Raw genomic sequence first — 23,645 nt, 5'->3', positions numbered from 1 at the left:
GATATATCCTCCCCCTCCCTAAAAAATGCCTAAAATATATTCAGACGGAGCACAAAAACGCGCCGAAAGGCTTATTGCAGTTTCTGCCGTTCTGTCTACATTTATTTGTGCACACATTTGAAGAGGTTATTTTCTCTTAATAGATATTCTCAACGAAACACTGGAGACATGTTATGACTAAACATCGAGGCGGTTCCGGCAATTTCGCTGAAGACCGGGAACGTGCATCCCAGGCGGGCCGCAAAGGTGGGCAGAGCAGCGGCGGGAATTTTAAAAATGACCCGCAGCGCGCATCCGAAGCCGGAAAAAAAGGCGGGCAAAATAGCCGGGGCGGCGGTCGCAAACCAGCGGCATAAGCTTCAAAATATATTCTCTTGCTGATGCTTTTTTGTCAGACAATATAGTGAGACGGCGACCGGGGTATTAATATCCCCGCCATTAACAGGCAGTTCGATGAATTATGCGGAGGTTATATGCTGCATTTGAGAAGAAGAGTTCGCAACGCACGTAATAATCATCGCACCAGTGATGATGTCGGCTGGATTATTCCGGGAGACGCAGAGCGTACCCGTTCGCCGGACAGTGGCCCTGCCCTCCAGCTGAGAAGAGAAAATGACGCCAGCAGTGAGGTGAGGCTCAGCCAGCGTCAGTCATATCTGGTCAACGCTATGGCGAACCGCGACCTGAAGTAAGCAACTGTTAAGTGATGCAAACGTGTTGTGCTTTGTTATTTGCCCGGCCTTCCCCGCCGGGCTTTTTTATCTCTGCAGCGGCAGTCCGGCGGTCTCTCTGGCACGCAGCACCGTCAGGAGGGTAATCAGCGCCGCCGCCATCACATACAGCGCCGGCGAGAGCGGATCGCCGGTGGCGGTCAGCAGCCAGGCCAGCAGCCACGGCGTCACTCCGCCAAAAAGCGCCACCGCCAGGTTATAGGCAATCGCCATGCTGCCATAGCGGATCCGGGTGGGAAACAGCTCAGCCATCGCCGCGTTGCTGGCACCGTCAAAGGCGGCAATGCACAGCCCCACCAGCAGCAGTCCCACCCCGGCAAAAAGCACCTCCCCGCTGGCCATCATCTTCATCGCCGGCCAGGCGAAGAGGATCAACCCCAGGCATCCCATCAGCATCAGCGGCTTACGGCCTACCCTGTCCGACAGATAGCCCATAAAAGGCACCAGCACCGTGACGGCCAACAGCCCGAGGGTGGTGATGGTGTAGGCATCCAGCGCCGGGTAGTGCAGCGTCGCCACCAGATAAGCCGGAATAAAGGTTTGCAGCATCCAGTGCACCACCGCCTTGATCGCGACAAAGCCGATGCAGAAGCCCAGCGCCCGCCTGCCGGTGGTCAGGGCCCTGTGCAGCGGCGCAGGCTCCGTTTGTCGGCTGTTCAGCAGCGCCTGAAATTCAGGGGAGTCTTCAAGATTGTTGCGCAGCCAGATGCCAATCCAGCCCAGCGGCCCGGCCAGCAGGAACGGAATGCGCCAGCCCCAGTCGTTCATCGCCGCCTCCCCCAGGAGAGCGGTGAGCAGCAGCACCAGACCCGATCCGGCGACAAAGGCCATAAAGCCGAAGCTGTCGGTCCAGCAGGTGAAGTAGCCCCGACGGTCGGCGGGCGCATATTCCGCCAGAAAGGTGGTGGCCCCTGCGCTTTCACCCCCGGCGGCAAATCCCTGGAGCATCCGCACCAGCACCAGCAGAACCGTGGCGAGCAGCCCGGCCTGGGCATAGGTGGGCAGTAACCCGATGGTAAAGGTGGTGCCGGAGGTCAGCAGGATCACGGTGACCAGCACCTTACGCCGTCCAATCCGGTCGCCGAGGGAGCCAAACCACAACCCGCCGAGCGGGCGTACCACGAATCCGGCGCCAAACACCGCGAACGAGGAGAGCAGCGCCGTTGCCGGGTCGTCGGTCTGAAAGAACTGCATGCCGATGATGGTCGCCAGGGTACCGTAAAGCCCGAAATCGAACCATTCGACAAAATGGCCGATCCCGGTGGCGAGCAGCACTTTACGCAGTTTGCGGGACACGGGCTGCCCTTAACGCTTTTTCGGCATCATGCGCAGGAGGGTGTTGTCTTTCCAGTAGTAGTGATGAAGCAGCGCGGCAAAGGCGTGAATGCCGATAATGAAGTACCCCAGGTTCGCCAGGGTGACGTGCCAGGCTTTCAGGGTGTCCACCAGATCGAAATTGCCCTCGGCGGCGTGGGGCATCCCCAGGCCAAAGGCAAACCAGGGGTTGCCCCGGTTGTACATCATCACCAGACCAATCAGCGGCAGAGCAATAAACAGCAGGTAGATGGCAAGGTGGCCTAAATGAGATAAGCCGATATACATCGGTTTTGGCTTAGGGACGATCGGCGGCGCGGGATACTTAAGGCGCACCAGCAGACGCGCGACCATCAATACCAGAATCGAAATACCGCAGGAGACGTGGATCATGTTGATCAGCGGGCGGTCAGTGCGGGGGAAAAAGCCGCGAAACTCCATGGCACAGTAGGCCACGATCACCAGCAGAAAAACCAGCCAGTGAATAGCAATTTGCAGGCCGGTGTATTTATTGCGCATAGTCTTTCCTGATAAAGGCTAAAAAAAATTTAAAATAACCAGCTTTCCTTAAAAATTCATTAACTTTTGTCCCCGCCTTTTCAAAAACTTCCGCGCAGATGAGGCTTCTTCAATTGCCTCGCTCGGCTTCATGGTCTAAGCCTGGATGAGTTCAACGTCCCGTACATCATCCAGGAGAACACCATGAGTAAGATTGGCATTAACGGATTTGGTCGTATTGGCCGACTGGTTCTTCGTCGGTTACTGGAAACGCAGGACAGTAACAGCGTTGTGGCAATCAACGATTTAACCTCACCGAAAGTGCTGGCCTACCTGCTAAAACATGACTCCAACTACGGCCCTTTCCCCTGGAGCGTGGACTTTACGGAAGACGCCCTGATTGTCGACGGCAAATCCATTTCGGTGTATGCCGAAAAAGAGGCAAAACACATTCCGTGGAAAGCGGCCGGAGTGGATCTGGTGGTGGAGTGCACCGGGTTCTATACCTCCCAGGAGAAGTCGCAGGCGCATCTGGATGCCGGGGCAAAAAAAGTGCTTATCTCCGCGCCAGCGGGCGAGATGAAAACCATCGTCTTTAACGTCAATGACGACACCATCGACGCCAGCGACACCATTATCTCCGTCGCCTCCTGCACCACCAACTGCCTGGCACCGCTGGCGAAGGTGCTGCACGATTCGTTTGGCATCCGGGCGGGCACCATGACCACGATCCACGCCTACACCGGCACCCAGGCGCTGGTGGATGGTCCGCGCGGCAAAGATCTGCGCGCCTCCCGTGCCGCAGCGGAAAATATCATCCCACACACTACCGGCGCGGCGAAGGCCATCGGGCTGGTGATCCCGGAACTGAGCGGCAAGCTGAAGGGTCACGCCCAGCGCGTGCCGGTCAAAACTGGATCCGTGACCGAGCTGGTGTCGATTCTGGAGAAGAAAGTGAGCGTGGATGAGATCCACCAGGCGCTGAAAAAGGCCACCGAGGGCAATGAGTCCTTTGGCTATACCGACGAAGAGATTGTCTCGTCAGATGTGATCGGCTCGCACTTTGGTTCGATCTTCGATGCCACCCAGACGGAAGTGACCGACGCGGGCGACGTCCAGCTGGTGAAAACCGTGGCCTGGTACGATAACGAGTACGGGTTCGTTACCCAGCTGGTGCGCACCCTGGATAAGTTCGCTGCCCTGTAATCTCACCGCGGACAGCCCTGCTGTCCGCAACCTGTGAATCGGCACAGGTTTTCATGTTGTTAACCCTGTTATAACAAACGCTTTCCAGAGAGGGAGCGTTATCATGGAAGCACTGAGCCGCGAAACACTAGAACAACAGATGGCGCACGCCGTTGGCCGCTCGACCACCTTTGCCATCTGGCCCGATCCTGAAGCCCCTGGCGCACGCACCAGCGACGCCGTTTTTACCCCAGAACCCCGTCACACGGGCACCTCAGACTACGATCGCGCCGTCACCGGCATCCGCGCGCCGGAGATCGCCGTTTACGCCCCTGCCCGCCCGAACGGCGTGGGTATTCTGGTGGCACCTGGGGGTTCCTACCGTCGTGTGGTGCTGGATAAAGAGGGCAGCGCGCTGGCCTCCTTCTTTAATGCCCGCGGCTATACCCTGTTTGTGATGACCTACCGCATGCCGGGAGACGGTCATGAAGAGGGAGCCGACGCGCCGCTGGCCGACGTTCAGCGGGCGATGCGCGTGATCCGCGCCGGTGCAGCGGAGTGGAAGCTGGATCCGGCCCGCATTGGCGTGCTGGGATTCTCCGCTGGTGGGCACGTGGCGGCGAGCCTCGGCACCCGGCACGATGAAGCAGTGTATGCCCCGGAGGACGCCGCCGACGAGTTCCCTGCCCGTCCGGCCTTTATGGCGCTGGTCTACCCGGTGATCACCATGGGCGATGCGCATCATCATTCGGGTTCGCGCCATGAACTGATCGGCGATAGCCCGACTGAAGCGCAGATCCGCCACTACTCGCTGGAGGAGCGCGCGACCCGCGACGCGCCGCCGACCTTCCTGCTGCATGCCGCCGACGATCCGGCCGTAAAAGTCGAGAACAGCCTGGCGATGTTCAGCGCCCTGCGCCGCCTGGGGGTGCCGGTTGAGATGCATATCTTCGAGCGTGGAAAGCACGGATTTGGCATCCGCGATGCCCAGGGGTTGCCGGTCGCCCTCTGGCCGGAATTGATGATGAACTGGATTGAGACAAAGGTATAAGCAAAACGGCAACCCGGGTTGCCATTTTTAGTGTTTGCACCCTCTCCCTGTGGGTTGAGGGACCCCCACAAAAAATATTGGCACGATCGGCCCCCTCTCCATTCAGGAAGAGGGCTGGGGTGAGGGGGAACATGCGGCTGTGGAGGTGGTTCCGTTCACTTTATGTTTTGTGCTTCTCTGTCAACCGCGTCACCCGTGAACGTGTTAAGGGGCTTGCCGCCGCCCCTTAACAATCCCGGCTCCCGGCAAAGAAAATCGCCGCTTCGCGGTGCCTTCGGCTTATTCCCTTCGGCTTTCGGGTCGGGCGTGATCCTACATCCATGTAGGTCACGCCCTCTCGGCGCATCCGTGCGCCTCGCCCCGGCCTGCGGTCAACGCCTCAGCGATTTTCAGCCGGACCAGGGAGCCGCGGTAAGTCTTTTATAATCCTGTAATTATTTCATTGCGTTAAGAGCAAGCGATTACCGGGGATACCACAGCCCTGTGGGTAAGGGCATCAGGCCGCACCGCATCGCCGGGTGGCGCTGCGCTTACCCGACCTACGTGTTCGGTGTGGGTGTGGTAGGCCGGGTAAGGCGTAGCCGCCACCCGGCATCTTCAGGCTCAGGACTGCAAATAGACCACCTGGGTCTGCAGGTACTCATGCAAGCCGTGCTTACCATCCGCCCCGCCGATCCCGGATTTCCGCCAGCCCGCGTGGAAGCCCTGCATCGCTTCAAAGTTCTCGCGGTTGATGTAGGTTTCGCCGAACTTCAGCCCTTTGATGGCTTTCATCGCCACGTTCAGATCCCGGGTGTAGATGGATGACGTCAGGCCATAGTCGCTGTCATTGGCCATCTTCAGCGCCTCTTCCAGGGTATCAAACACCACCACCGGCAGCACCGGGCCGAAGGTCTCTTCGTGCATGATGGTCATATCCTGACGCACGTCGAGCAGCAGCGTCGGCGGATAGTAATAGCCTTTCCCCTCGGCCGCCTTACCGCCCAGCACCACTTTTGCCCCCTGCTGCACCGCCAGCGCCACTTTCTGCTCCACGCGCTCCAGCGCCGCCGCATTGATCAGCGGCCCCATGGCGATGTCGTTGCGCTCGGCCGGGTTGCCAAACTGCACCGCCTTCATCGCCTCGCCCAGACGGTTCACAAAGCGGTCGTAGATCCCCTTCTGCACATAGACGCGCTCGGCGCAGTTACAGACCTGCCCGGTGTTGATCACCCGGGAGTCGACAATGGCTTTTACCGCCAGCTCCAGATCCGCATCGTCCATCACGATAGCCGGGGCTTTACCGCCCAGCTCCAGGCACACTTTGGTGATGTTCTTCGCCGCCGCGGCCATGATCTTCTCGCCTGCCCCCACGCTGCCGGTCATGCTGACCAGGGCCACTTTCGGGTTACCCGCCAGCTCCTGACCCACGGTTTCGCCGCGGCCCAGCACCAGGTTAAAGACCCCTTTCGGCAGGCCAATCTCGTCGACAATTTTGGCAAAGGCGATGGCGTTATTCGGGGTGAACTCGCTCGGCTTAATGACGATGGTGTTGCCGGTCAGCAGCGCAGGGCCCAGCTTGCGGGCAACCAGGAAGAACGGGAAGTTCCACGGCAGAATGCCGGTGGTCACGCCGAGCGCGCGTTTGAACAGCAGGATGTTTTCGCCCGGACGATCGCTCTGGATAATTTCGCCTTCATAGCGACGCGCCCACTCGGCCATGTAGTCGAGATAGTCGGCGGTGAACGCCACTTCCACCTCCGCGAGCTGCTGGATCTTGCCGCCTTCGGCCACGATCAGGGCGGCGATTTCGCTGGCGCGTTCACGAATACCGGCGGAAATTTTGCGCAGCCAGCCCGCACGCTGGATAGCGGGCAGCGCCTCCCAGTCGGCCTGGGCACGCTCGGCGGCGTCGATGGCCTTGCGGGCATCGTCGGCGCTGCCGTCGGGAATACGGGAAATGACCTCTTCGGTGGCCGGATTGATCACATCAATCCAGGCATCACCCTGCCAGGCTACAAACTGTCCATCGATATACATAGGATGTTGTACGGGTACTGTCATGACCTGCTCCTGTAATTGCACTGTTTTTAACAAGTAAAATTATTGTTAAAAACTACAGTTCCCGATCCGCAATCCCAGCCTATCGCGCTGTTTTTGTGAGACATCTCATAAAAGAAACGGGTCAGCAGGCGGAAATAATTACATTTCCACAACAAAGAGTGCCCGTTTGCGGGAAAGTCATCGCAAACGGGCAAGAGACTACAGCAGAGAGCGGCTGGTCAGGGCCTCGGTGAGGATGGCGTCGTTACGCAGGATCTGCCAGGCGGCCTCAACCTCGGCAGGAATATCCACATGAACGATAAAATCGCGGCCCTGCGGGCCATAGCCGTTGATGTCATCGCGCAGGCGCGGGAGCTCACCCAGCACCAGCGACAGGTAGCGTTCCACCGGCCACAGCCCCTCGCCGCCGCCGCGAAACACCAGCCCGTCCTCGCTGTTTTGCAGCAGCGGGACGATGCCCGGATGGCTGGTCCATGCCGGGGCATCCGGCTTATCGCGCCAGACCCGGGCAAAGGTCGCCATGGTGCGGCGCTGCATGGTCGGGTCCTGGACCACAATCCCGCGTTTCACCCGCAGCTGATGATGGTGGAGGGTCGCAGCGCTGAAGCGGGCATTTTCCCCGCAGTTGGTGGACTGATCCTCCACCAGCAGGCGCTCGGGCGGAATGTGCCAGAACTCCCGGGCGATCTCCGCCAGGATGGTGGCTTCGGCTTTGCCGGTGGTACGCACCCGGTTGTAGCGCGGGTGTCGCGCTATGGCGGCGTATAAAAAGGTGGTCGAATGGCCGATGCCGCCGCTAATCAGCAAGGGAATGGCGAGCGTCGACGCCAGACGACAGGCCGCTTCGATGGCCGGGATCACCGCATTACCGGCCAGCACCACCAGATCCGCCTGCAGCGCGGGCGGATTGTAGGGCAGATTATCTTCAGCGAGCCAGGCTCCAAGGGTATTAACCGCGGCCAGGGTTTTATCGGGCAGAGACGGGAAGATTGTGAGACTCATCGTTACCTCCTTCCAGCAGTGATGTTCAGGGTAACGCGGGGACCGTCGGTTAACAGAGGATCCCTCTGAAAGCCAAATCGGCAGTTACCTTATAAGAATAGCCATTAAACTGAAATAACCAGAAACGTCCAAAAATCAGGCGGTTGCACCTGCATTATGTGCTGCAATTTAAGCCATTAAAAAAATTAAGCGCCAGAAAAATCCACAGAAAAAGCAGCGATTGCTGCTTATTTCAGCGTGATCTGACCAGTTTTTGCCGCTCCCTGCTTGCCAAAAGTAACAGCCCTCCCTAAGTTGCTTAACAATTCGACAACCTTTTTCGTTTCTGGGTTGCACCCGAAGCGCGCCGGGTGTCACCCGCTTCATCATCCACTGGGCGGGATCACGGGTATGACACAACAACACGAAAGCAGTACCGCAGTTTTACGCAAAAATAAGAAGGTGCTGGTCGCCAGCCTCACCGGCAGCGCCATTGAATGGTTTGACTATTTTCTTTACGGCACGGCCGCCGCGCTGGTCTTTAACAAGATCTTCTTCCCGATGGTCGACCCGGTCATCGGCCTGATTTTGTCCTATTTGTCGTTCTCATTAACCTTCTTTATCCGCCCCATCGGAGGGGTGATTTTCGCCCACATCGGGGACCGTATCGGGCGCAAAAAAACGCTGGTGTTAACCCTGTCGCTGATGGGAGGTGCAACCGTGATGATTGGGTTGTTACCCACCTATGAGCAGATTGGCCTCTGGGCTCCGGCCCTGCTGATCCTGATGCGCATTATTCAGGGGATGGGGATCGGCGGCGAATGGGGCGGTGCCCTGCTGCTGGCCTATGAGTACGCGCCGGAGAAGCGCAAAGGGTTCTTCGGCAGTATTCCGCAGGCGGGGGTAACGATCGGCATGCTGATGGCGACCTTTATCGTCTCGCTGATGACCCTGTTCAGCGAGGAGGATTTCCTCTCCTGGGGCTGGCGTATTCCCTTCCTGCTGAGTTCGGTGCTGGTGCTGCTGGGCCTGTGGATCCGCAAGGATATCGACGAAACGCCGGAGTTTAAAAAGGTCAAATCCTCCGGCAAGGTGGCGAAAGCCCCGCTGCGCGACACCCTGAAATACCACTGGCGCGAAGTGCTGATCGCCGCCGGGCTGAAGGTGGTTGAGACCGCGCCGTTCTATATCTTCTCCACCTTTGTGGTCAGCTACGCCACCACCACGCTCAGCTATCAAAAATCCCAGGCGCTTGAGGCGGTCACCCTTGGGGCGCTGGTGGCGACCATCATGATCCCGCTGATGGGGCTGCTGTCGGATAAGGTTGGTCGCCAGCGGATGTATGCCGTCAGCGTCTTTGTCCTCGGCCTGTTTATCGTGCCCTGGTTTATGCTGCTCAACACCGGCACCACCTGGGGCATCGTGCTGGCGACCGTAATCGCCTTCGGCGTGCTCTGGGCGCCGGTGACCGCGGTGCTCGGCACGCTTTGTTCAGAAATTTTCACTGCCAACGTGCGCTACACCGGCATCACCCTCGGCTATCAGCTGGGCGCGGCGCTGGCGGGCGGCACCGCGCCGCTGATTGCCACCGGCCTGCTGGCGAAATATCACGGCGACTGGGTGCCGGTGGCCTGGTATCTGGCGGTCACGGTGACCATCTCCCTGATTGCCATCTTCTGCGCCAGCCGGGTGAAACGCGCCCCGGTCATCAACGCCCAGACCAGCGAACGCTGATCCCCAGGCGGCCAGCATCGCTGGCCGCTCTCCTGCTTACCGCTCACATTTGCTTAACCGGCTATTATCATATTCACTTGAAAGATACTTTGCGGCAGAAGTAGAATCGTTAGCCCTCTAACTATTCATTAATTCAATAGGTAATGACAGCTATGCGCCTGCCTCAACGCGACCCCTATGCTCCTCGCGAGTGGCAGCCTCACGAAAAGCCGATGCTGTTAGGCTCCCCGTCCACGCCGGTGCACAGCACCCCGAAACGCATCGCCTACGGGGTGGTGGGTTTGCTGGTCTGTCTGACCGGGGCGCTGGGCAATGCGATGGTCGCCGCCAACCTGCAAAATTTGCAGGGCACCTTTTCCGCCTGGTCCACCGAGATCGCCTGGCTACCGGCGGTGTACGTGATGACCAACGTGTCGATCAACCTGCTGCTGGTGAAGTTTCGCCAGCAGTTTGGCCTGCGCGCCTTCACCGAAGGCTTCCTGGTGCTGTATGTGCTGGTGACCTTCTTTCACCTGTTCGTCAACGATCTCAGCTCGGCCCTGATGGTACGCGCCGCCCACGGCATGGTCGCTGCGGCCCTCAGTTCGCTGGGGATCTACTATCAGATCCAGGCCTGGCCGGCGAAACATCGCCTGAAAGCCCTGACCATCGGCATCACCGGCTCGTCGCTGGCGATCCCCATTGCGCGGCTGTTCTCCACCGAGCTGTTGCAGCTCGACGAGTGGCGCGGGCTCTACCTCTTTGAGCTGGGCCTGGCCCTGATCTCGCTGGGCTGCGTGATCGCCCTCAAGCTGCCCCCCGGCGATCGGCGTAAGGTGTTCGAGAAGAAAGATTTCATCACCTTCATCCTGCTGGCACCGGGGATGGCGCTGCTGTGCGCGGTGCTGTCGCTCGGGCGGCTCGACTGGTGGTTTGAAGCGCCGTGGATCGGCTGGGCGCTGGCGGGTTCGCTGGTGCTGATTGTCTCGGCGGTAGTCTTTGAGCACAACCGCAGCAACCCGCTGCTGAATACCCGCTGGCTCTCCAGCGGCAGTATCCTGCGCCTGGGGCTGATTATGCTGCTGATCCGCATCGTGCTGGCGGAGCAGAACACCGGGGTGATCGGCTGGCTACAGTATGTCGGCCTGCAAAATGAGCAGATGACCCATCTGGCGTGGGCGATTTTTGCCGGGATCCTCTGCGGTATCGTTGCCAGCTGCCTGACCATCAAACCGACTAAACTTGCCTGGCCGATTGTCACCTCGCTGGTGCTGATGATTATCGCCTCGCTGCTGGACAGCCAGTCCACCAGCCTCACTCGCCCGGATCAGCTGATGCTGAGCCAGTTCCTGCTCGGGTTCGGCAGCGCCTTCTTCCTCGCCCCGGCGATGCTGGCCGGGATTGGCGGGGTCATTGCCGACCCGCGCAACCTGGTCAGCTTTTCGGTACTGTTCGGCATGAGCCAGAACATCGGCGGCCTGCTGGGTTCCGCCATTCTTGGCACCTTTCAGACCTGGCGCGAGAAGTACCACTCCAGCCTGCTGGCCGAGCAGCTCACCAGCCTCAACCCGCTGGTCAATGAGCGGTTGCAGCTCTACAGCCAGATGTACCAGAGCCAGATTGGCGACAGCGCCCTGCTGAGCACCCAGTCGGCGCTCCAGTTGCAGACCGTCAGCACGCTGGAGGCAAATATTCTCGCTTACAATGATACTTATCTTCTGACCGCGGGGATTGCCACCGCCACGCTGGTCTGGATCTTATGGCGCCTGTTGCGCCTGCGCATTACTGCCCGTCTGGCGCTGAGAAAGGCCACCGGCAATCAGTAACGGATAATAATTAATGATGTTTCTGGAGAAGTTATGAGTCAGCAGGATGCCGCCAAAGAGCAGGCCCATACCCGTAATAATCTGCGCGTGGTGTCAATATTCGCCGCCGCCGCGATCGGCATCGTTGGGGTGCTGGTGATCCTTTACGCCTGGCAGCTACCGCCCTTTACCCGCCACGTGCAGTTTACCGATAACGCCTACGTGCGCGGCCAGACCACTTTTATCAGCCCCCAGGTGAACGGCTACATCACCGAGGTGAAGGTGCAGGATTTTGAACAGGTAAAGAAAGGCGACCTGCTGCTGCAGATCGACGACCGTATCTACCGCCAGCGGGTGCACCAGGCCGAGGCCCAGCTGGCGATGAAAATCGCCGCCCTGAACAACAACCTGCAACAGCGTAAAAGCGCCGAAGCGGTGATCCAGCGTAACGATGCGGCGCTGAAAAACGCCCGCGCCCAGAGCCTGAAAACCCAGGCCGACCTGAAGCGGGTGAAAGATTTAACCGCCGACGGCTCCCTGTCGATCCGCGAGCGGGATGCCGCCCTGGCGGGCGCCGCCCAGGGCAGCGCCAATATTGAGCAGGCGAAAGCCACGCTGGAGATGTCGCGCCAGGATCTGCAGACCGCCATCGTCAACCGCGCCGCGCTGGAGGCCGATGTGAAAAACGCGAAGGCGGCGCTGGAGCTGGCGCAGATCGACCTGCAAAACACCCGCATCGTGGCTCCGCGCGACGGCCAGCTCGGACAGATTGCCGTCCGTCTGGGGGCTTACGTCACCGCCGGGACTCACCTCACCACCCTGGTGCCGCCGCAGCACTGGGTGATTGCCAATATCAAGGAGACCCAGCTGGCGAACCTGCGCGTCGGCCAGCCGGTGAAATTCACCGTCGATGCCCTGAACGATAAAGCCTATGAAGGCCGGGTGCAGAGCATTTCCCCGGCCACCGGGGTGGAGTTCAGTGCCATTACCCCGGATAACGCCACGGGCAACTTCGTCAAGATTGCCCAGCGTATTCCGGTGCGCATTGAGGTGCTGGGTAAGGCAGAGGACGCAGCGCTACTGCGCCCGGGGATGTCGGTGCAGGTGACGATTGATACCCGGGAGGCAGAATGATCCGCCGCCCGCTTACCGCCCTGCTGATTGCCGCCGCCCTGAGCGCCTGCCAGTCGGTGGATGTCACGCCAGCCAAACCGACCCTGCAGATCCCCGCCCAGTGGCGGGCCAGCACCGGCCCCGCCAGCCCGGCAGAACAGCTGTGGTGGCGTAATTTTCACGACAACCAGCTCAACGCTTACGTGGATCAGGCCCTGCGCAACAACAGCGACGTGCTGATCGCCCGGGAGCGCATCAACGAGTATCAGGCGCGGGTCTATGCCAGCGAGGGCAACCTGTTTCCCAGCCTCGATGCCGATCTGAGTGCCGGACGCGCCCGCTCCCAGTCGGCGGCTACCGGGTTGCCCACCTACGGGGCGCTGTACAAAGGCAGCCTGACCGCCAGCTATGACGTGGATATCTGGGGCGTAAACCGCCGTACCACCGATGCCGCCCAGGCGACCCTCGAGGCGCAAAAAGCCGCCGCGGCCGCTGCGGATCTGACCGTGGCTTCGTCGGTGGCCTCGGGGTACGTCACCCTGCTGGCGCTGGACGAGCAGCTCCGGGTGACGCAGTCGACCCTCAACGCGCGGGAGGAGGCCTTTAACCTGGCGCAGCGGCAGTATCAGACCGGGTACAGCTCGCGCCTGGAGCTGATGCAGTCCGACTCCGAGCTGCGCTCGACCCGGGCGCAGATCCCGCAGGTGCAGAATCAGATTGCCCGTCAGGAGAATGCGCTCACTCTGCTGCTGGGGGGCACCCCGGGAGCCATCGCCCGCAGCGCGGATTTCGACAGCCTGACGCCGCTGCGTATTCCGTCGCAGCTGCCCTCCTCGCTGCTTAATCGCCGTCCGGACATTGTGCAGGCGGAACGCCAGCTGATCGCCGCCGATGCCTCGCTGGCCTCCGCGCGCGCCAGCCTGCTGCCGTCGATCAACCTGACCGCCACCGGCTCGATCCAGGATCGCACCCTGCCCGGCCTGCTGGACAACCCGCTGGAGCTGTGGAGCATCGGCGGCAGTATTCTGGCCCCGCTGCTGAACCGGCAGGCGCTGAACGCCCAGGTGGATATCGGCCAGTCGCAGCGTAATCAGGCGCTCTACAGCTATGAAAAAACCGTGCGCAACGCCTTCAAAGAGGTAAATGACAGCCTGGATGCCATCACCCGCTACGGCGAGCAGCTGACCGAGCTGGTGGCCCAGCAGGAGGTCGCCCAGGAGACGTTGCGGATCGCTCAGAACCGCTATAACAACGGCTATTCGTCCTATCTTGACGTGCTGGACGCCCAGCGCACACTGTTCTCGGTGCAGACCAGCGTGGTGCAGGCGAAAAACAACCTGCTGCTGGCGCAGATCGATCTGTACAAGGCGCTGGGTGGGGGTTGGTCGGCATCGTAAACGCCGGGCGGCGCATGCGCTTGCCCGGCCTACAGGTTTCGTAGGCCCGTGCAAGCGTAGCGCCGCCGGGCAACGCTCTCACTAAGGGGTCAATCTATGCAACAACAGTGGTCTGCCGTCGATAATTACATGATTTCCGAGCTTATTCCTCAGGATGAGGTGCTCCAGCAGGTGCTTGAGAATAACCAGCGGGCGGGTTTACCGGCGCACGACGTCGCCGCCAATCAGGGCCAGCTGCTGGCGCTGTTTGTGCGCATGACCCAGGCCCGGCGCATTCTGGAGATTGGCACCCTGGGAGCCTACAGCAGCATCTGGATGGCGCGCGCCCTGCCGCCGGACGGAGAGCTGATTACCCTTGAGGCCGATCCGGTTCACGCGAAAGTAGCGCGTCAGAACATCCATCTGGCGGGACTGGATCAGCGCATTGAGCTGATTGAAGGCCCGGCCCTGCTCTCCCTTGAACGTTTAGATAACATCCCGCCCTTCGATCTGATCTTTATCGATGCCGACAAACCGAATAATCCGGGCTATCTGGAGTGGGCGCTGCACTACTCCCGGCCAGGGACGTTGATTATCGGCGACAACGTGGTGCGTGACGGGGAGGTGGTTAACGGCCAGAGCGACGATGCCCGGGTACACGGGGTGCGGCGGTTTATCGAGATGATTGGCGAGAACCCACGCCTCACCGCAACGGCGCTGCAAACGGTGGGCGTGAAGGGGTGGGATGGATTTACGCTGGCGATGGTCAACGGCTGAGGAAACGCCCGGTGGCGCTGCGCTTACCGGACCGACAGGACGCCATAGGCCGGGCAAGCGAATGCGCCGCCCGGCGTTTTTCTAGGCCGAAATCTGCTCCATCGCCTGCACAATACGCTTGTCGGAGATGGGATACGGCGTCCCGAGCTGCTGGGCAAAGAAGCTGACGCGCAGCTCTTCGATCATCCAGCGGATCTCCTGCACGTCTTCGTCATCGCGGCGGGCTGGCGGCAGCTTGTTGAGCCACTGCTGCCAGCGCTGCTGCACCGCCTCCACCTTCAGCATCTGCGCCCGGTCGCGGTGCGGATCGACGGCCATCTTCTCGAGACGTTTTTCAATCGCCTGCAAATAACGCAGCGTATCGCCTAAACGCTTGTAGCCGTTGCCGGTGACAAATCCGCGATAGACCAGCCCGGCCATCTGGGCTTTAACGTCCGACAGCCCCAGCGCCATGGTCATATCCACCCGCCCTTTCAGGCGCTTGTTGATATTGAACACCGCGGTGAGGATCTGCTCGACCTGCTTCGCAATGTTGACCACCGTCTCATTGAGTTCAGCACGCACTTTTTCGTGCAGCTGGGCAAAGCCCGCTTCGGTCCACACCGGGCCGCCCGCGGCGTGGATCAGCTGGTCCACGCCGCAGGAGATGCAGTCGTCAATCAGATCCAGCACCTTGCCGTACGGGTTAAAGTAGAGCCCCAGCTTGGCTTTGTTTGGCAGCTTCTCGTGCAGATACTTGATCGGCGACGGGATGTTCAGCAGCAGTAAACGGCGCAGCCCGCGCCACATCGCCTGCTGCTGCTCCTGCGGATTATCGAACAGCTTGATCGCCACGCTGTCGCGCTCGTCCACCAGCGCCGGCCAGGCTTTCACCTTGTAGTTGCCGCGCTTCTGCTCGTAGCTTTCCGGCAGCTGACCAAAGCTCCAGATATGCAGCCCGCTCTGCTCGATACCGTCGTCGGCCACGGCAGACAACGTCTCCTGCACCTTGCCTTTCAGGGCGTCTTTCAGCTCGGTGAGGGAACGGCCCTCCTGCAATTTCTTATTCTTCTCGTCGACGACGCGGAAGCTGATTTTCAGGTGATCGGGCACCTGATCCCAGTGCCAGTCTTCCCGGTCGATGGTCACGCCCGTCATCCGGCGCAGTTCACGCTCCAGCGAATCCAGCAGAGGCAGCTCCAGCGGCGTGACGCGGCCTAAAAACGCCTCGGCGTAGTTCGGGGCGGGTACAAAGTTGCGGCGCACCGGCTTCGGCAGGGATTTGATCAGGGCAATAATCAGCTCGCGGCGCAGGCCGGGAATTTGCCACTCAAACCCGCTCTCCTCCACCTGGTTGAGCAGCGGCAGCGGAATGTGGACGGTCACGCCGTCGGCATCGGTACCCGGTTCAAACTGGTAGCTCAGGCGCAGCTTGAGGTTGCCCTGATGCCAGAAGTTCGGGTAGTCGAGCTTGCTGACCTGCTCCGCCCCCTCTTTGATCAACATGCTCTTTTCAAAGTTGAGCAGATCCGGGGTGTCGCGGCTGACCTTTTTCCACCAGCTGTCGAAGTGGCGGGCCGAGACCACCTCGTGGCTGATGCGCTGGTCGTAGAACTCGAACAGCGTCTCGTCATCCACCAGGATGTCGCGGCGACGGGTTTTGTGCTCCAGCTCTTCCACTTCGCTGCGCAGTTTCAGGTTTTCCCGGAAGAAGGCGTGACGGGTCTGCCAGTCCCCCTCCACCAGCGCGTGGCGGATAAACAGCTCGCGTGAAAGCGCCGGGTCGATCTGGCTGTAGTTGACCTTACGCGCGGCCACCACCGGCAGGCCGTAGACGGTGACCTTTTCGGTCGCCATCACCGCGCCCTGCGCCCGCTCCCAGTGCGGTTCACTGTACGAGCGTTTCAGCAGGTGTTGCGCCACCGGCTCGACCCACTCCGGATCGATACGCGCAGCAATACGGCCCCACAGGCGGCTGGTCTCAACCAGCTCGGCCACCATCGTCCACTTCGGCGGCTTCTTGAACAAACCGGAACCCGGGAAGATGGAGAAACGGGCGTTACGCGCGCCGGTAAATTCCTGCTTATCGGCATCTTTCATCCCGATATGCGACAGCAGCCCGGTCAGCAGCGCGATGTGAATTTCGCGGTACTCCGCCGGTTCGCTGTTCACCGGAATGCCCAGCTCTTTCACCACCTGGCGCAGTTGGGTGTAGATATCCTGCCACTCGCGGACCCGCAGATAGTTGAGGAAGTCCAGCTTGCACTGGCGGCGGAACTGGTTCGACGACAGCGCCTTCTGCTGCTCGCCGATGTAGTTCCACAGGTTCACGAAGGCGAGGAAGTCGGACTCTTTATCGTGGAAGCGACGGTGTTTTTCGTCGGAGGCCTGCTGTTTGTCCATCGGGCGCTCGCGCGGATCCTGAATGGAGAGCGCCGAGGTGATGATCATCGCCTCGCGCACGCAGCCGTGTTTTTGTGCCTCCAGCACCATCCGCGCCAGACGCGGATCCACCGGCAGCTGGCTGAGCTGACGCCCCTGCGGAGTCAGCTTGTAGGCGGTGGCCTGCTCGTCGGTGGTGATCGCCCCCAGCTCTTCCAGCAGGCGCACGCCGTCCTGGATATTGCGTTTATCCGGCGCTTCAACAAACGGGAAGGCGGCGATATCGCCCAGCCCCAGCGCCGTCATCTGCAGAATGACCGACGCCAGGTTGGTGCGCAGAATTTCCGGGTCGGTAAATTCCGGACGCGACAGGAAATCGTCTTCAGAATAGAGACGAATACAGATCCCTTCCGATACACGCCCGCAGCGGCCCTTACGCTGGTTCGCCGAGGCCTGCGACACCGGCTCAATCGGCAGACGCTGCACCTTGGTGCGGTAGCTGTAGCGGCTGATGCGCGCCGTGCCGGGGTCAATCACATATTTAATGCCCGGCACGGTGAGGGAGGTTTCCGCCACGTTGGTCGCCAGTACGATGCGGCGGCCGCTGTGGGACTGGAACACGCGGTTCTGCTCGCTGTTGGACAGACGGGCGTACAGCGGCAAGATTTCGGTATGGCGCAGGTCGCGCTTGCTGAGCGCGTCGGCGGTATCGCGGATTTCGCGCTCGCCGCTCATAAAGATCAGGATATCGCCCGGGCTTTCATTGCCCAGCTCGTCTACCGCGTCGAAGATGGCCTGCAGTTGGTCGCGCTCGGTGTCGTCGGCATCTTCCACCATCGGACGGTAACGCACTTCCACCGGATAAGTACGGCCGGAGACTTCGATGATCGGCGCATTGTTGAAGTGGCGCGAAAAACGTTCCGGGTCGATGGTGGCCGAGGTGATGATCACTTTCAGGTCCGGACGACGCGGCAGCAGCTCCCGCAGATAGCCCAGCAGGAAGTCGATGTTCAGGCTGCGCTCGTGCGCTTCATCGATGATGATGGTGTCGTACTGCATCAGCAGACGGTCCTGCTGAATTTCGGCCAGCAGAATACCGTCGGTCATCAGCTTGACCATGGTGTTGTCGCTGACGTGATCGCTGAAGCGCACCTTATAGCCGATACAGCCGCCCGGCTCGGTTTGCAGCTCTTCGGCAATACGGTTCGCCACGGTACGCGCCGCCAGACGCCGCGGCTGGGTATGGCCGATCAGGCCTTTGATCCCGCGCCCCAGCTCCATACAGATTTTTGGTAGCTGCGTGGTTTTACCGGAGCCAGTCTCCCCCGCCACAATCACCACCTGATGATCGCGCACGGCTTCGAGGATCTCCTGTTTCTTCTGGCTGACGGGCAGGTTTTCCGGGTAGGTGATAGCCGGACGCGCGGCTTCGCGCAGCACAACCTTACCCGCTGCCTGTTCAATCTCTTTCGCCATCTCCTGGTAAATGGCCTGTTGTGCATCAGGATTTTTAACCTTCTTCACCCCGTGCAGACGGCGGGCAAACCGCTGTTTGTCACGCAGCATCAGCGGATCCAGCTGTTGCATCAGCATCGGGAAGGTTAATTTCTGTTGTTCTGTCATAGCGTTAACGGGCAGTGCACTGCCGGATAAAATCTCTTTTTAATGATTGATATAGAGTACCACATCGATGGTTTTTGCGCCTTATTCAAAAATTTCGAACATAGGCTTCGATATATTGCGCTATCCCTGCGGCAGGATTGTGAATAGAGTGTCAGCAAGCAACGGGGCAACCCCCCTCATCAAATACATAAAAGGAATCACCCATGAGCAAAGTATTAGTTCTTAAATCCAGTATTCTGGCAGGGTACTCTCAGTCTGGTCAGCTGTCTGATTATTTCGTTGAGCAGTGGCGTGAACAGCACAGCGGTGACGAAATCACCGTCCGCGATCTGGCCGCTCAGCCAATCCCGGTACTGGATGGTGAACTGGTTGGTGCCCTGCGTCCGAGCGATGCGCCACTGACCCCACGTCAGCAGGAAGCCCTGGCGCTGTCCGATGAGCTGATTGCCGAGCTGCAGGCGCACGACGTGATCGTGATTAACGCCCCGATGTACAACTTCAACATCCCGACGCAGCTGAAAAACTACTTCGACCTGGTGGCGCGTGCGGGCGTAACCTTCCGCTACACCGAGAACGGCCCTGAAGGTCTGGTAAAAGGCAAACGCGCTATCGTGCTGTCCAGCCGCGGCGGTATTCACAAAGATACCCCAACCGACCTGGTTGCTCCGTACCTGAGCCTGTTCCTGGGCTTCATCGGCATCACCGACGTGAACTTCGTGTTCGCTGAAGGTATCGCTTACGGTCCGGAAGTGGCGACCAAAGCGCAGTCCGACGCGAAAGCAGCAATCGACAGCCTGGTGGCTGCATAAGATTTCCCCCTCTCACCGCCCGGTGGGAGGGTTTTTGCTTTTCTGCTCTGACCACCCTTTTTCCAGGGTAGCTATATTCTGCCCGTCCCGACGTTGTACATCAAAACGGTCCACCGACAGCAGGATCAGCCTGAGCCCCCGGCCGCTTTCCGCCAGTAGCGCGTCGTCCTCAAACGCCTCATTACGCGCCGCAGCAAGGCGTTCCGCCGGAAAGATCGCCCCCGCATCGGTAAAGCGCAGCCGCACCCCCGCGTCGCTGGCGATAAATTCCACCCTGAAAAGCGCGCGCGTATCCTCGTGCAGCGCATAGCGAATAATATTGGTCGCCGTCTCGCAGGCGGCGAGATCCAGCGCAAAGCGCCACGCCTCGTCGACGGGCAGCGGATCAAGCTGGTGTGCCAGCCACTCCGCCAGCGGCGAGAGCGAGGTTAAGGTGGCCGGGAGCGCGATATCGTTAGTCACGGACATATCACGGATTCAGCTGCGCAAGCGCCGCGGCGCGATCCGGACAGATACGGAAAATGCGGTCCATCCGGGTCAGGGTGAACATATTGCGGATCCCCGGGTTCAGGGCACAGAGCACCATGTCGCCTTTACCGTTCATCATTTTTAGCAGGGACACCAGCATCCCCAGCCCGCTACTGTCGATAAAATCAATTTTACTGAAGTCGATAATCAGGGCTTTGCGATCCTCACCCGTCTCGCGGGTGATGGCCTCCTTAAAGGCCGCCGCCACCGAGGCATCCAGTCGGCGCACCGAGGGTGTCATAATATTCACGTTGGGCTGCCGCTCTGTAGCAATATTCATTGTTTTTCTCCTGTACGCTCAATGACTAAAAGTGAGACATCATCGGCCATCGCATGGGGTTCGCTGTTTTCCCCACTGCGCCAGTGAATGAGATGCCGGGCGAACTGCGGCAGAAGCGCGTTCAGCGCGAGGCCCGATCCAGCCTGTAGCGCCGCCTGGAGCCGCATCTGGCCGAACTGTTCGCCAGCCAGGTTTTCGCATTCGGTAATCCCGTCGCTGAACAGGCACAGCCGCTCGCCGGGGGCCAGCGAGAAGCTGACATCCGCCCAGCCGAGATCCGGCATCAGCCCCACCGGCGCGCCGCCATTGCCCACCGTCCTTGCCTCGCCGTCCGGCGTGACAATAAAGGGAGTCGGGTGCCCCGCCTGGCACAGCTTGCCCTGGCCGGTCGCCAGATCGATGACGCCGTAAATCATGGTGAAATAGCTGACGATCTCCACTTCATCGCTGCAAAAGCGGCCGTTAAGGATCCGCACGACCTCGGCGGGAGACGCCACCTCGTTATCAGCCGTAAACAGAAAACGCTCCACCGCCCTGCCGTGCAGAAACTGGCGGGCCACGGCGAGGGACATCATCGCCGCGCCGACCCCGTGACCGGAGACGTCCACGCAGTAGAACCCCAGATGGTTATCCAGCGGGAAGACGTTAAAAATATCCCCGGAAACCCAGGCCGACGGCAGGAAGATCCAGTCGGAAAAGTAGTCCCGGTAGCGCTGCTGGTGCGCAGGCAATACCGACTGCTGGATACGCGCCGCCACCTCCAGATCCTGTTCAATCTGGCGCAGGGCCTCACTCAGACGCGCGTTACGCGCGGCAAGCGTCGCCTCGAGGGAGAGCACCCGCGCCCCCGCGTGCAGCCGCGCCCGCAGCTCGCTCTGCTCCACGGGCTTGCTGAGAAAATCATCTGCCCCGGCGTCAAACCCCAGCGTCAAATCGTCCGGCGCTTCACGGGCGGTGAGCAGAATGACGTAAACATAGTGCCCAAACTGACGGCTGCGGATCTCCCGGCACAGGGTAAGGCCGTCCATCTCCGGCATCTCCCAGTCGCTGATCACCAGGCTTACCGGCTGGTTTGCCAGGATCTGCAGCGCGGCGACGCCGTTTTCCGCCTCGCTGACGCTATAGCCCCACTGGGCAAGCATCCGCGCCAGCAGCCGCCGGTAGACCGGCGAATCTTCAACAATCAGGACGTGCTGTGCTGACATAACGCCCCCCTAAAGCGGTAAGAACCAGATAAGGCTGACCGTGCCTTCACGAAACTTGCCGTTGCCGCTCTGGTGGCCGGGATAACGGGTGCCTGAGTAGTTGGCGTACTGAACGGAGAAGGATCCGGGCGTATAGCCCGCGTAGCCAAAGCTGTAGCTGTAGTCGCCGTTCCAGGGCTGCTGCTGGCTGCTGTCCGGGTACCAGAAGGCCGTGGCACGCACAAAGAAATGTTGCTTGAAGGTGTACCCACATCCCCCCAGCATCAGGTTTTTATTGCTGCGAATATCGTTGCTCTCCAGATCGTAATAGCGCGGAACCCAGCTGTAGCCCACCTGGCAGATGATAGAGTCACCTTTGTTGATCAGCAGGCTGTTCTCCAGGGGCTTCGGCAGCGAGAACTTGTACGCCAGGGTCACGGCCCCCTGCTCAAAGTAGGTGTGGCGTTGGTTACCGGAGGTCCAGAAACGGTTATCGCCGTAGTTGCTGTAAACCAGACTCAGGGTGTTGGCATGCCAGTCATCGTAGCCGAAGCTGTAGCGGAAATCGGCCGTGTAGCGGCTGGTGTCGGTCACCGGCAGGCGCGATGTGACGTTGGCAAACCAGTAGCTGTAGGGGGAATATTGCAGGCTGAGGTTCAGCGTCTGGTTATATTTGCGCTTCTGCTCTGCGCTATCGGAGCTGTTGGGGATGGACATCCACTGCTCCTTCAAACCAGAGCTAAAGCTCAGGGCACCGGAAAAGACATCGTCATTGCCCGAGAAAAGCCGTCCCCAGCGGCTGGTGAAGACCCCCGCCTGCACCGGCTCGCCGTTTTTGTCCCGTAGCGGCTCCTCCCCCTCTTTCTGAGCCGCCTGGGCACCCGCGGCGGCGCATAACAGCACGCAGGCCAGTAAATGTTTCTCCCGCATTTGCCTTTCCTTAGTTAGGTATCCAGCGTGCGGCGACGTTATATTTCGCCAGTAACCACAGTACGCCCAGCGCTGCCGCGTGAACGAAGGTGTTCACAATCCAGTCCTGCCGCCAGAGATCGAAGGTCACGAACTGGCTGACCGCGAGCACGATGTAGACATGCAAAATAAAGGTATAAAGCGAGCGCTGGCCGAGCGGGATGAGAAACCAGCCTGCCAGCCGGTAAAGGGGCTGCCAGAACCAGGTCAGCAGCAGGTAGACCGTCACCATCAGGCAGATATCGTTCAGGACGCGTATCGGCCCGAGGCCGTTCTTCCCCGCCCAGGTATGGTAAAAGGCATTAAACTCTGCCGGCGGGATAACGTGCATCAGGAGCGCGGGCGGCATAAAGGGGTTGGTATGGTTCTGCGCGACAAAGCCGAGGACGAGCGCGACGATCACCAGCGCTATCACCACGACTTTGCCCGGGGGCGTGCGGGCGAAGGAGAGCAGCTCCTCTTTGTACCAGCCGGAGGCCATGCCCAGCACAAAAATAAATTGCCACGCCATCAGCAGAAAGGCGAACTCGAATTCGGAGGGGGTGACCCGCACCGGCCAGCGCTGCCAGCAGCCGTAAACCAGCAGCGATAAGCCCAGCAGCCAGTAGACGTAGCCCCTTTGCAGCATCCCTAAAAACAGGGGGCTTAACAGCAGCAGAAAAATATAGAGACCGAGGATTTGCGTCTGGTGAGGGCCAATTTGCAGGTAGAGAATAATGTTAAACCAGGTCTCTTTTATTTGCGGCGTTACCGGATAGAGCGACCAGCTTGTCCCGGAAAAGCGATCGGTAAAATGGGTCACCTCAAAGACGTTAATAAAAGGCAAATACCCCAACAACAGAAAGGACACAATGATAATAATATTAACCCGGTATATTTTCCATGCTCTGAGGTAAAGCCCCCAGGAAATAGTGAGTAATACGGCCTTTTGTAATCTGGCGCGATTTAACATCCCTAGCATAAATCCGGAAAGAATAACAAAGCCTTCCGCACCCGTCGTCAGGCCAAAACGCTCCCAGGTAAATATATTAAATATCGACATCACTTCCGTATGCGCCACCACCATCATCACCAGCGCAATGCCGCGCATAAAATCAATACGCAGATCGCGATTCCCGGCCAGGGAATAGCGCCATGCCGTTGATTTTACGCTCTCTTTCTGCGGTATATCAGTCGCAATCTGGCTCATGGTGAGTCCTGTTAATGATCCTGAAAAAGCATCGTGCCAATTATTTAGATAGCGTAAATGCATTCATCTGGCAATTATTGCGGCATCCGTGAATAAACCTTACCATTAATTAAGT

The 23,645-nt window shown here is 59.7% G+C and carries 20 protein-coding genes; 10 read left to right on the top strand and 10 right to left on the bottom strand.

Going from position 1 to position 23,645, the window contains the following annotated elements; genetic code table 11:
• The first annotated feature begins 173 nt into the window (after positions 1-173).
• Entirely contained in the window at positions 174-356 is a 183-nt protein-coding gene (locus tag WFO70_RS04710) for a general stress protein (protein ID WP_039028538.1), read from the top strand.
• 117 nt (positions 357-473) lie between these two features.
• Complete coding sequence (locus tag WFO70_RS04705; protein ID WP_337014877.1) at positions 474-692, top strand: hypothetical protein; 219 nt, start codon at positions 474-476, stop codon at positions 690-692.
• Between the two features lie 66 nt (positions 693-758).
• On the opposite strand, the gene WFO70_RS04700 is transcribed toward WFO70_RS04705, so the two are convergent.
• Positions 759-2,027 (bottom strand): MFS transporter, encoded by a 1,269-nt coding sequence (locus WFO70_RS04700; protein WP_337014876.1) that lies wholly within the window; start codon positions 2,025-2,027, stop codon positions 759-761.
• 9 nt (positions 2,028-2,036) lie between these two features.
• On the bottom strand, positions 2,037-2,564 hold the full coding sequence (cybB, locus tag WFO70_RS04695) for a cytochrome b561 (RefSeq protein WP_337014875.1): 528 nt from the start codon (positions 2,562-2,564) through the stop codon (positions 2,037-2,039).
• Positions 2,565-2,747: 183 nt separating this feature from the next.
• Between cybB and gap the strand changes: the two genes are divergently transcribed.
• Positions 2,748-3,749: a type I glyceraldehyde-3-phosphate dehydrogenase gene (gene gap, locus WFO70_RS04690; protein ID WP_337014874.1), complete on the top strand. Its 1,002-nt coding sequence runs from the start codon at positions 2,748-2,750 to the stop codon at positions 3,747-3,749.
• A gap of 103 nt (positions 3,750-3,852) precedes the next feature.
• Entirely contained in the window at positions 3,853-4,779 is a 927-nt protein-coding gene (locus tag WFO70_RS04685; RefSeq protein ID WP_337014873.1) for an alpha/beta hydrolase, read from the top strand.
• A 603-nt stretch (positions 4,780-5,382) separates the two neighbouring features.
• Here the strand turns inward: WFO70_RS04685 and aldA are convergent.
• Both aldA and WFO70_RS04675 read right to left on the bottom strand, forming a co-directional pair.
• Positions 5,383-6,822: an aldehyde dehydrogenase gene (gene aldA, locus WFO70_RS04680; protein WP_337014872.1), complete on the bottom strand. Its 1,440-nt coding sequence runs from the start codon at positions 6,820-6,822 to the stop codon at positions 5,383-5,385.
• Between the two features lie 198 nt (positions 6,823-7,020).
• Positions 7,021-7,824 (bottom strand): YdcF family protein, encoded by an 804-nt coding sequence (locus WFO70_RS04675; RefSeq protein ID WP_337014871.1) that lies wholly within the window; start codon positions 7,822-7,824, stop codon positions 7,021-7,023.
• A 390-nt stretch (positions 7,825-8,214) separates the two neighbouring features.
• On the opposite strand from WFO70_RS04675, the gene WFO70_RS04670 reads away from it, so the two are divergent.
• From WFO70_RS04670 to WFO70_RS04650, 5 genes are all read left to right on the top strand, one after another.
• A complete protein-coding gene (locus WFO70_RS04670; protein WP_337014870.1) occupies positions 8,215-9,537 on the top strand; it encodes an MFS transporter in 1,323 nt (440 codons plus the stop codon).
• A 152-nt stretch (positions 9,538-9,689) separates the two neighbouring features.
• Complete coding sequence (locus WFO70_RS04665; RefSeq protein ID WP_442913349.1) at positions 9,690-11,342, top strand: MFS transporter; 1,653 nt, start codon at positions 9,690-9,692, stop codon at positions 11,340-11,342.
• A 33-nt stretch (positions 11,343-11,375) separates the two neighbouring features.
• Positions 11,376-12,455, top strand: coding sequence for an HlyD family secretion protein (locus WFO70_RS04660; RefSeq protein WP_337014869.1), 1,080 nt, complete (start codon positions 11,376-11,378; stop codon positions 12,453-12,455).
• On the top strand, positions 12,452-13,831 hold the full coding sequence (locus tag WFO70_RS04655) for an efflux transporter outer membrane subunit (RefSeq protein ID WP_337014868.1): 1,380 nt from the start codon (positions 12,452-12,454) through the stop codon (positions 13,829-13,831). Before WFO70_RS04660 ends, WFO70_RS04655 begins: the two co-directional genes overlap by 4 nt.
• Before the next feature lie 96 nt (positions 13,832-13,927).
• Complete coding sequence (locus WFO70_RS04650) at positions 13,928-14,587, top strand: O-methyltransferase (protein WP_337014867.1); 660 nt, start codon at positions 13,928-13,930, stop codon at positions 14,585-14,587.
• A gap of 81 nt (positions 14,588-14,668) precedes the next feature.
• Here WFO70_RS04650 and hrpA read toward each other — a convergent pair whose 3' ends face one another.
• On the bottom strand, positions 14,669-18,571 hold the full coding sequence (hrpA, locus tag WFO70_RS04645) for an ATP-dependent RNA helicase HrpA (protein WP_337014866.1): 3,903 nt from the start codon (positions 18,569-18,571) through the stop codon (positions 14,669-14,671).
• 203 nt (positions 18,572-18,774) lie between these two features.
• On the opposite strand from hrpA, the gene azoR reads away from it, so the two are divergent.
• The gene (gene azoR / locus WFO70_RS04640) at positions 18,775-19,380 is read left to right on the top strand and encodes an FMN-dependent NADH-azoreductase (RefSeq protein WP_337014865.1); all 606 of its coding nucleotides are present in this window, start codon (positions 18,775-18,777) and stop codon (positions 19,378-19,380) included.
• 12 nt (positions 19,381-19,392) lie between these two features.
• Here the strand turns inward: azoR and WFO70_RS04635 are convergent, their stop codons facing one another.
• Genes WFO70_RS04635 through opgC form a run of 5 tightly spaced genes read right to left on the bottom strand, consistent with a single transcriptional unit; the run spans position 19,393 to position 23,530 of the window.
• On the bottom strand, positions 19,393-19,848 hold the full coding sequence (locus WFO70_RS04635; RefSeq protein WP_337014864.1) for an ATP-binding protein: 456 nt from the start codon (positions 19,846-19,848) through the stop codon (positions 19,393-19,395).
• Between the two features lies 1 nt (position 19,849).
• A complete protein-coding gene (locus WFO70_RS04630; protein ID WP_337014863.1) occupies positions 19,850-20,188 on the bottom strand; it encodes an STAS domain-containing protein in 339 nt (112 codons plus the stop codon).
• Positions 20,185-21,393 carry a PP2C family protein-serine/threonine phosphatase gene (locus tag WFO70_RS04625; protein WP_337014862.1) on the bottom strand — a complete coding sequence of 403 codons (1,209 nt, stop codon included), beginning with the start codon at positions 21,391-21,393 and terminating at the stop codon, positions 20,185-20,187. The genes WFO70_RS04630 and WFO70_RS04625 overlap by 4 nt, the downstream gene beginning before the upstream one ends.
• Before the next feature lie 9 nt (positions 21,394-21,402).
• Positions 21,403-22,302: a hypothetical protein gene (locus WFO70_RS04620; RefSeq protein ID WP_337014861.1), complete on the bottom strand. Its 900-nt coding sequence runs from the start codon at positions 22,300-22,302 to the stop codon at positions 21,403-21,405.
• A gap of 10 nt (positions 22,303-22,312) precedes the next feature.
• On the bottom strand, positions 22,313-23,530 hold the full coding sequence (opgC, locus tag WFO70_RS04615; RefSeq protein WP_337014860.1) for an OpgC domain-containing protein: 1,218 nt from the start codon (positions 23,528-23,530) through the stop codon (positions 22,313-22,315).
• Positions 23,531-23,645 lie beyond the last annotated feature (115 nt).

This window comes from Leclercia sp. AS011 (assembly GCF_037152535.1).
GTDB lineage: Bacteria > Pseudomonadota > Gammaproteobacteria > Enterobacterales > Enterobacteriaceae > Enterobacter.
This window is presented reverse-complemented; position numbering and strand designations above follow the sequence as displayed.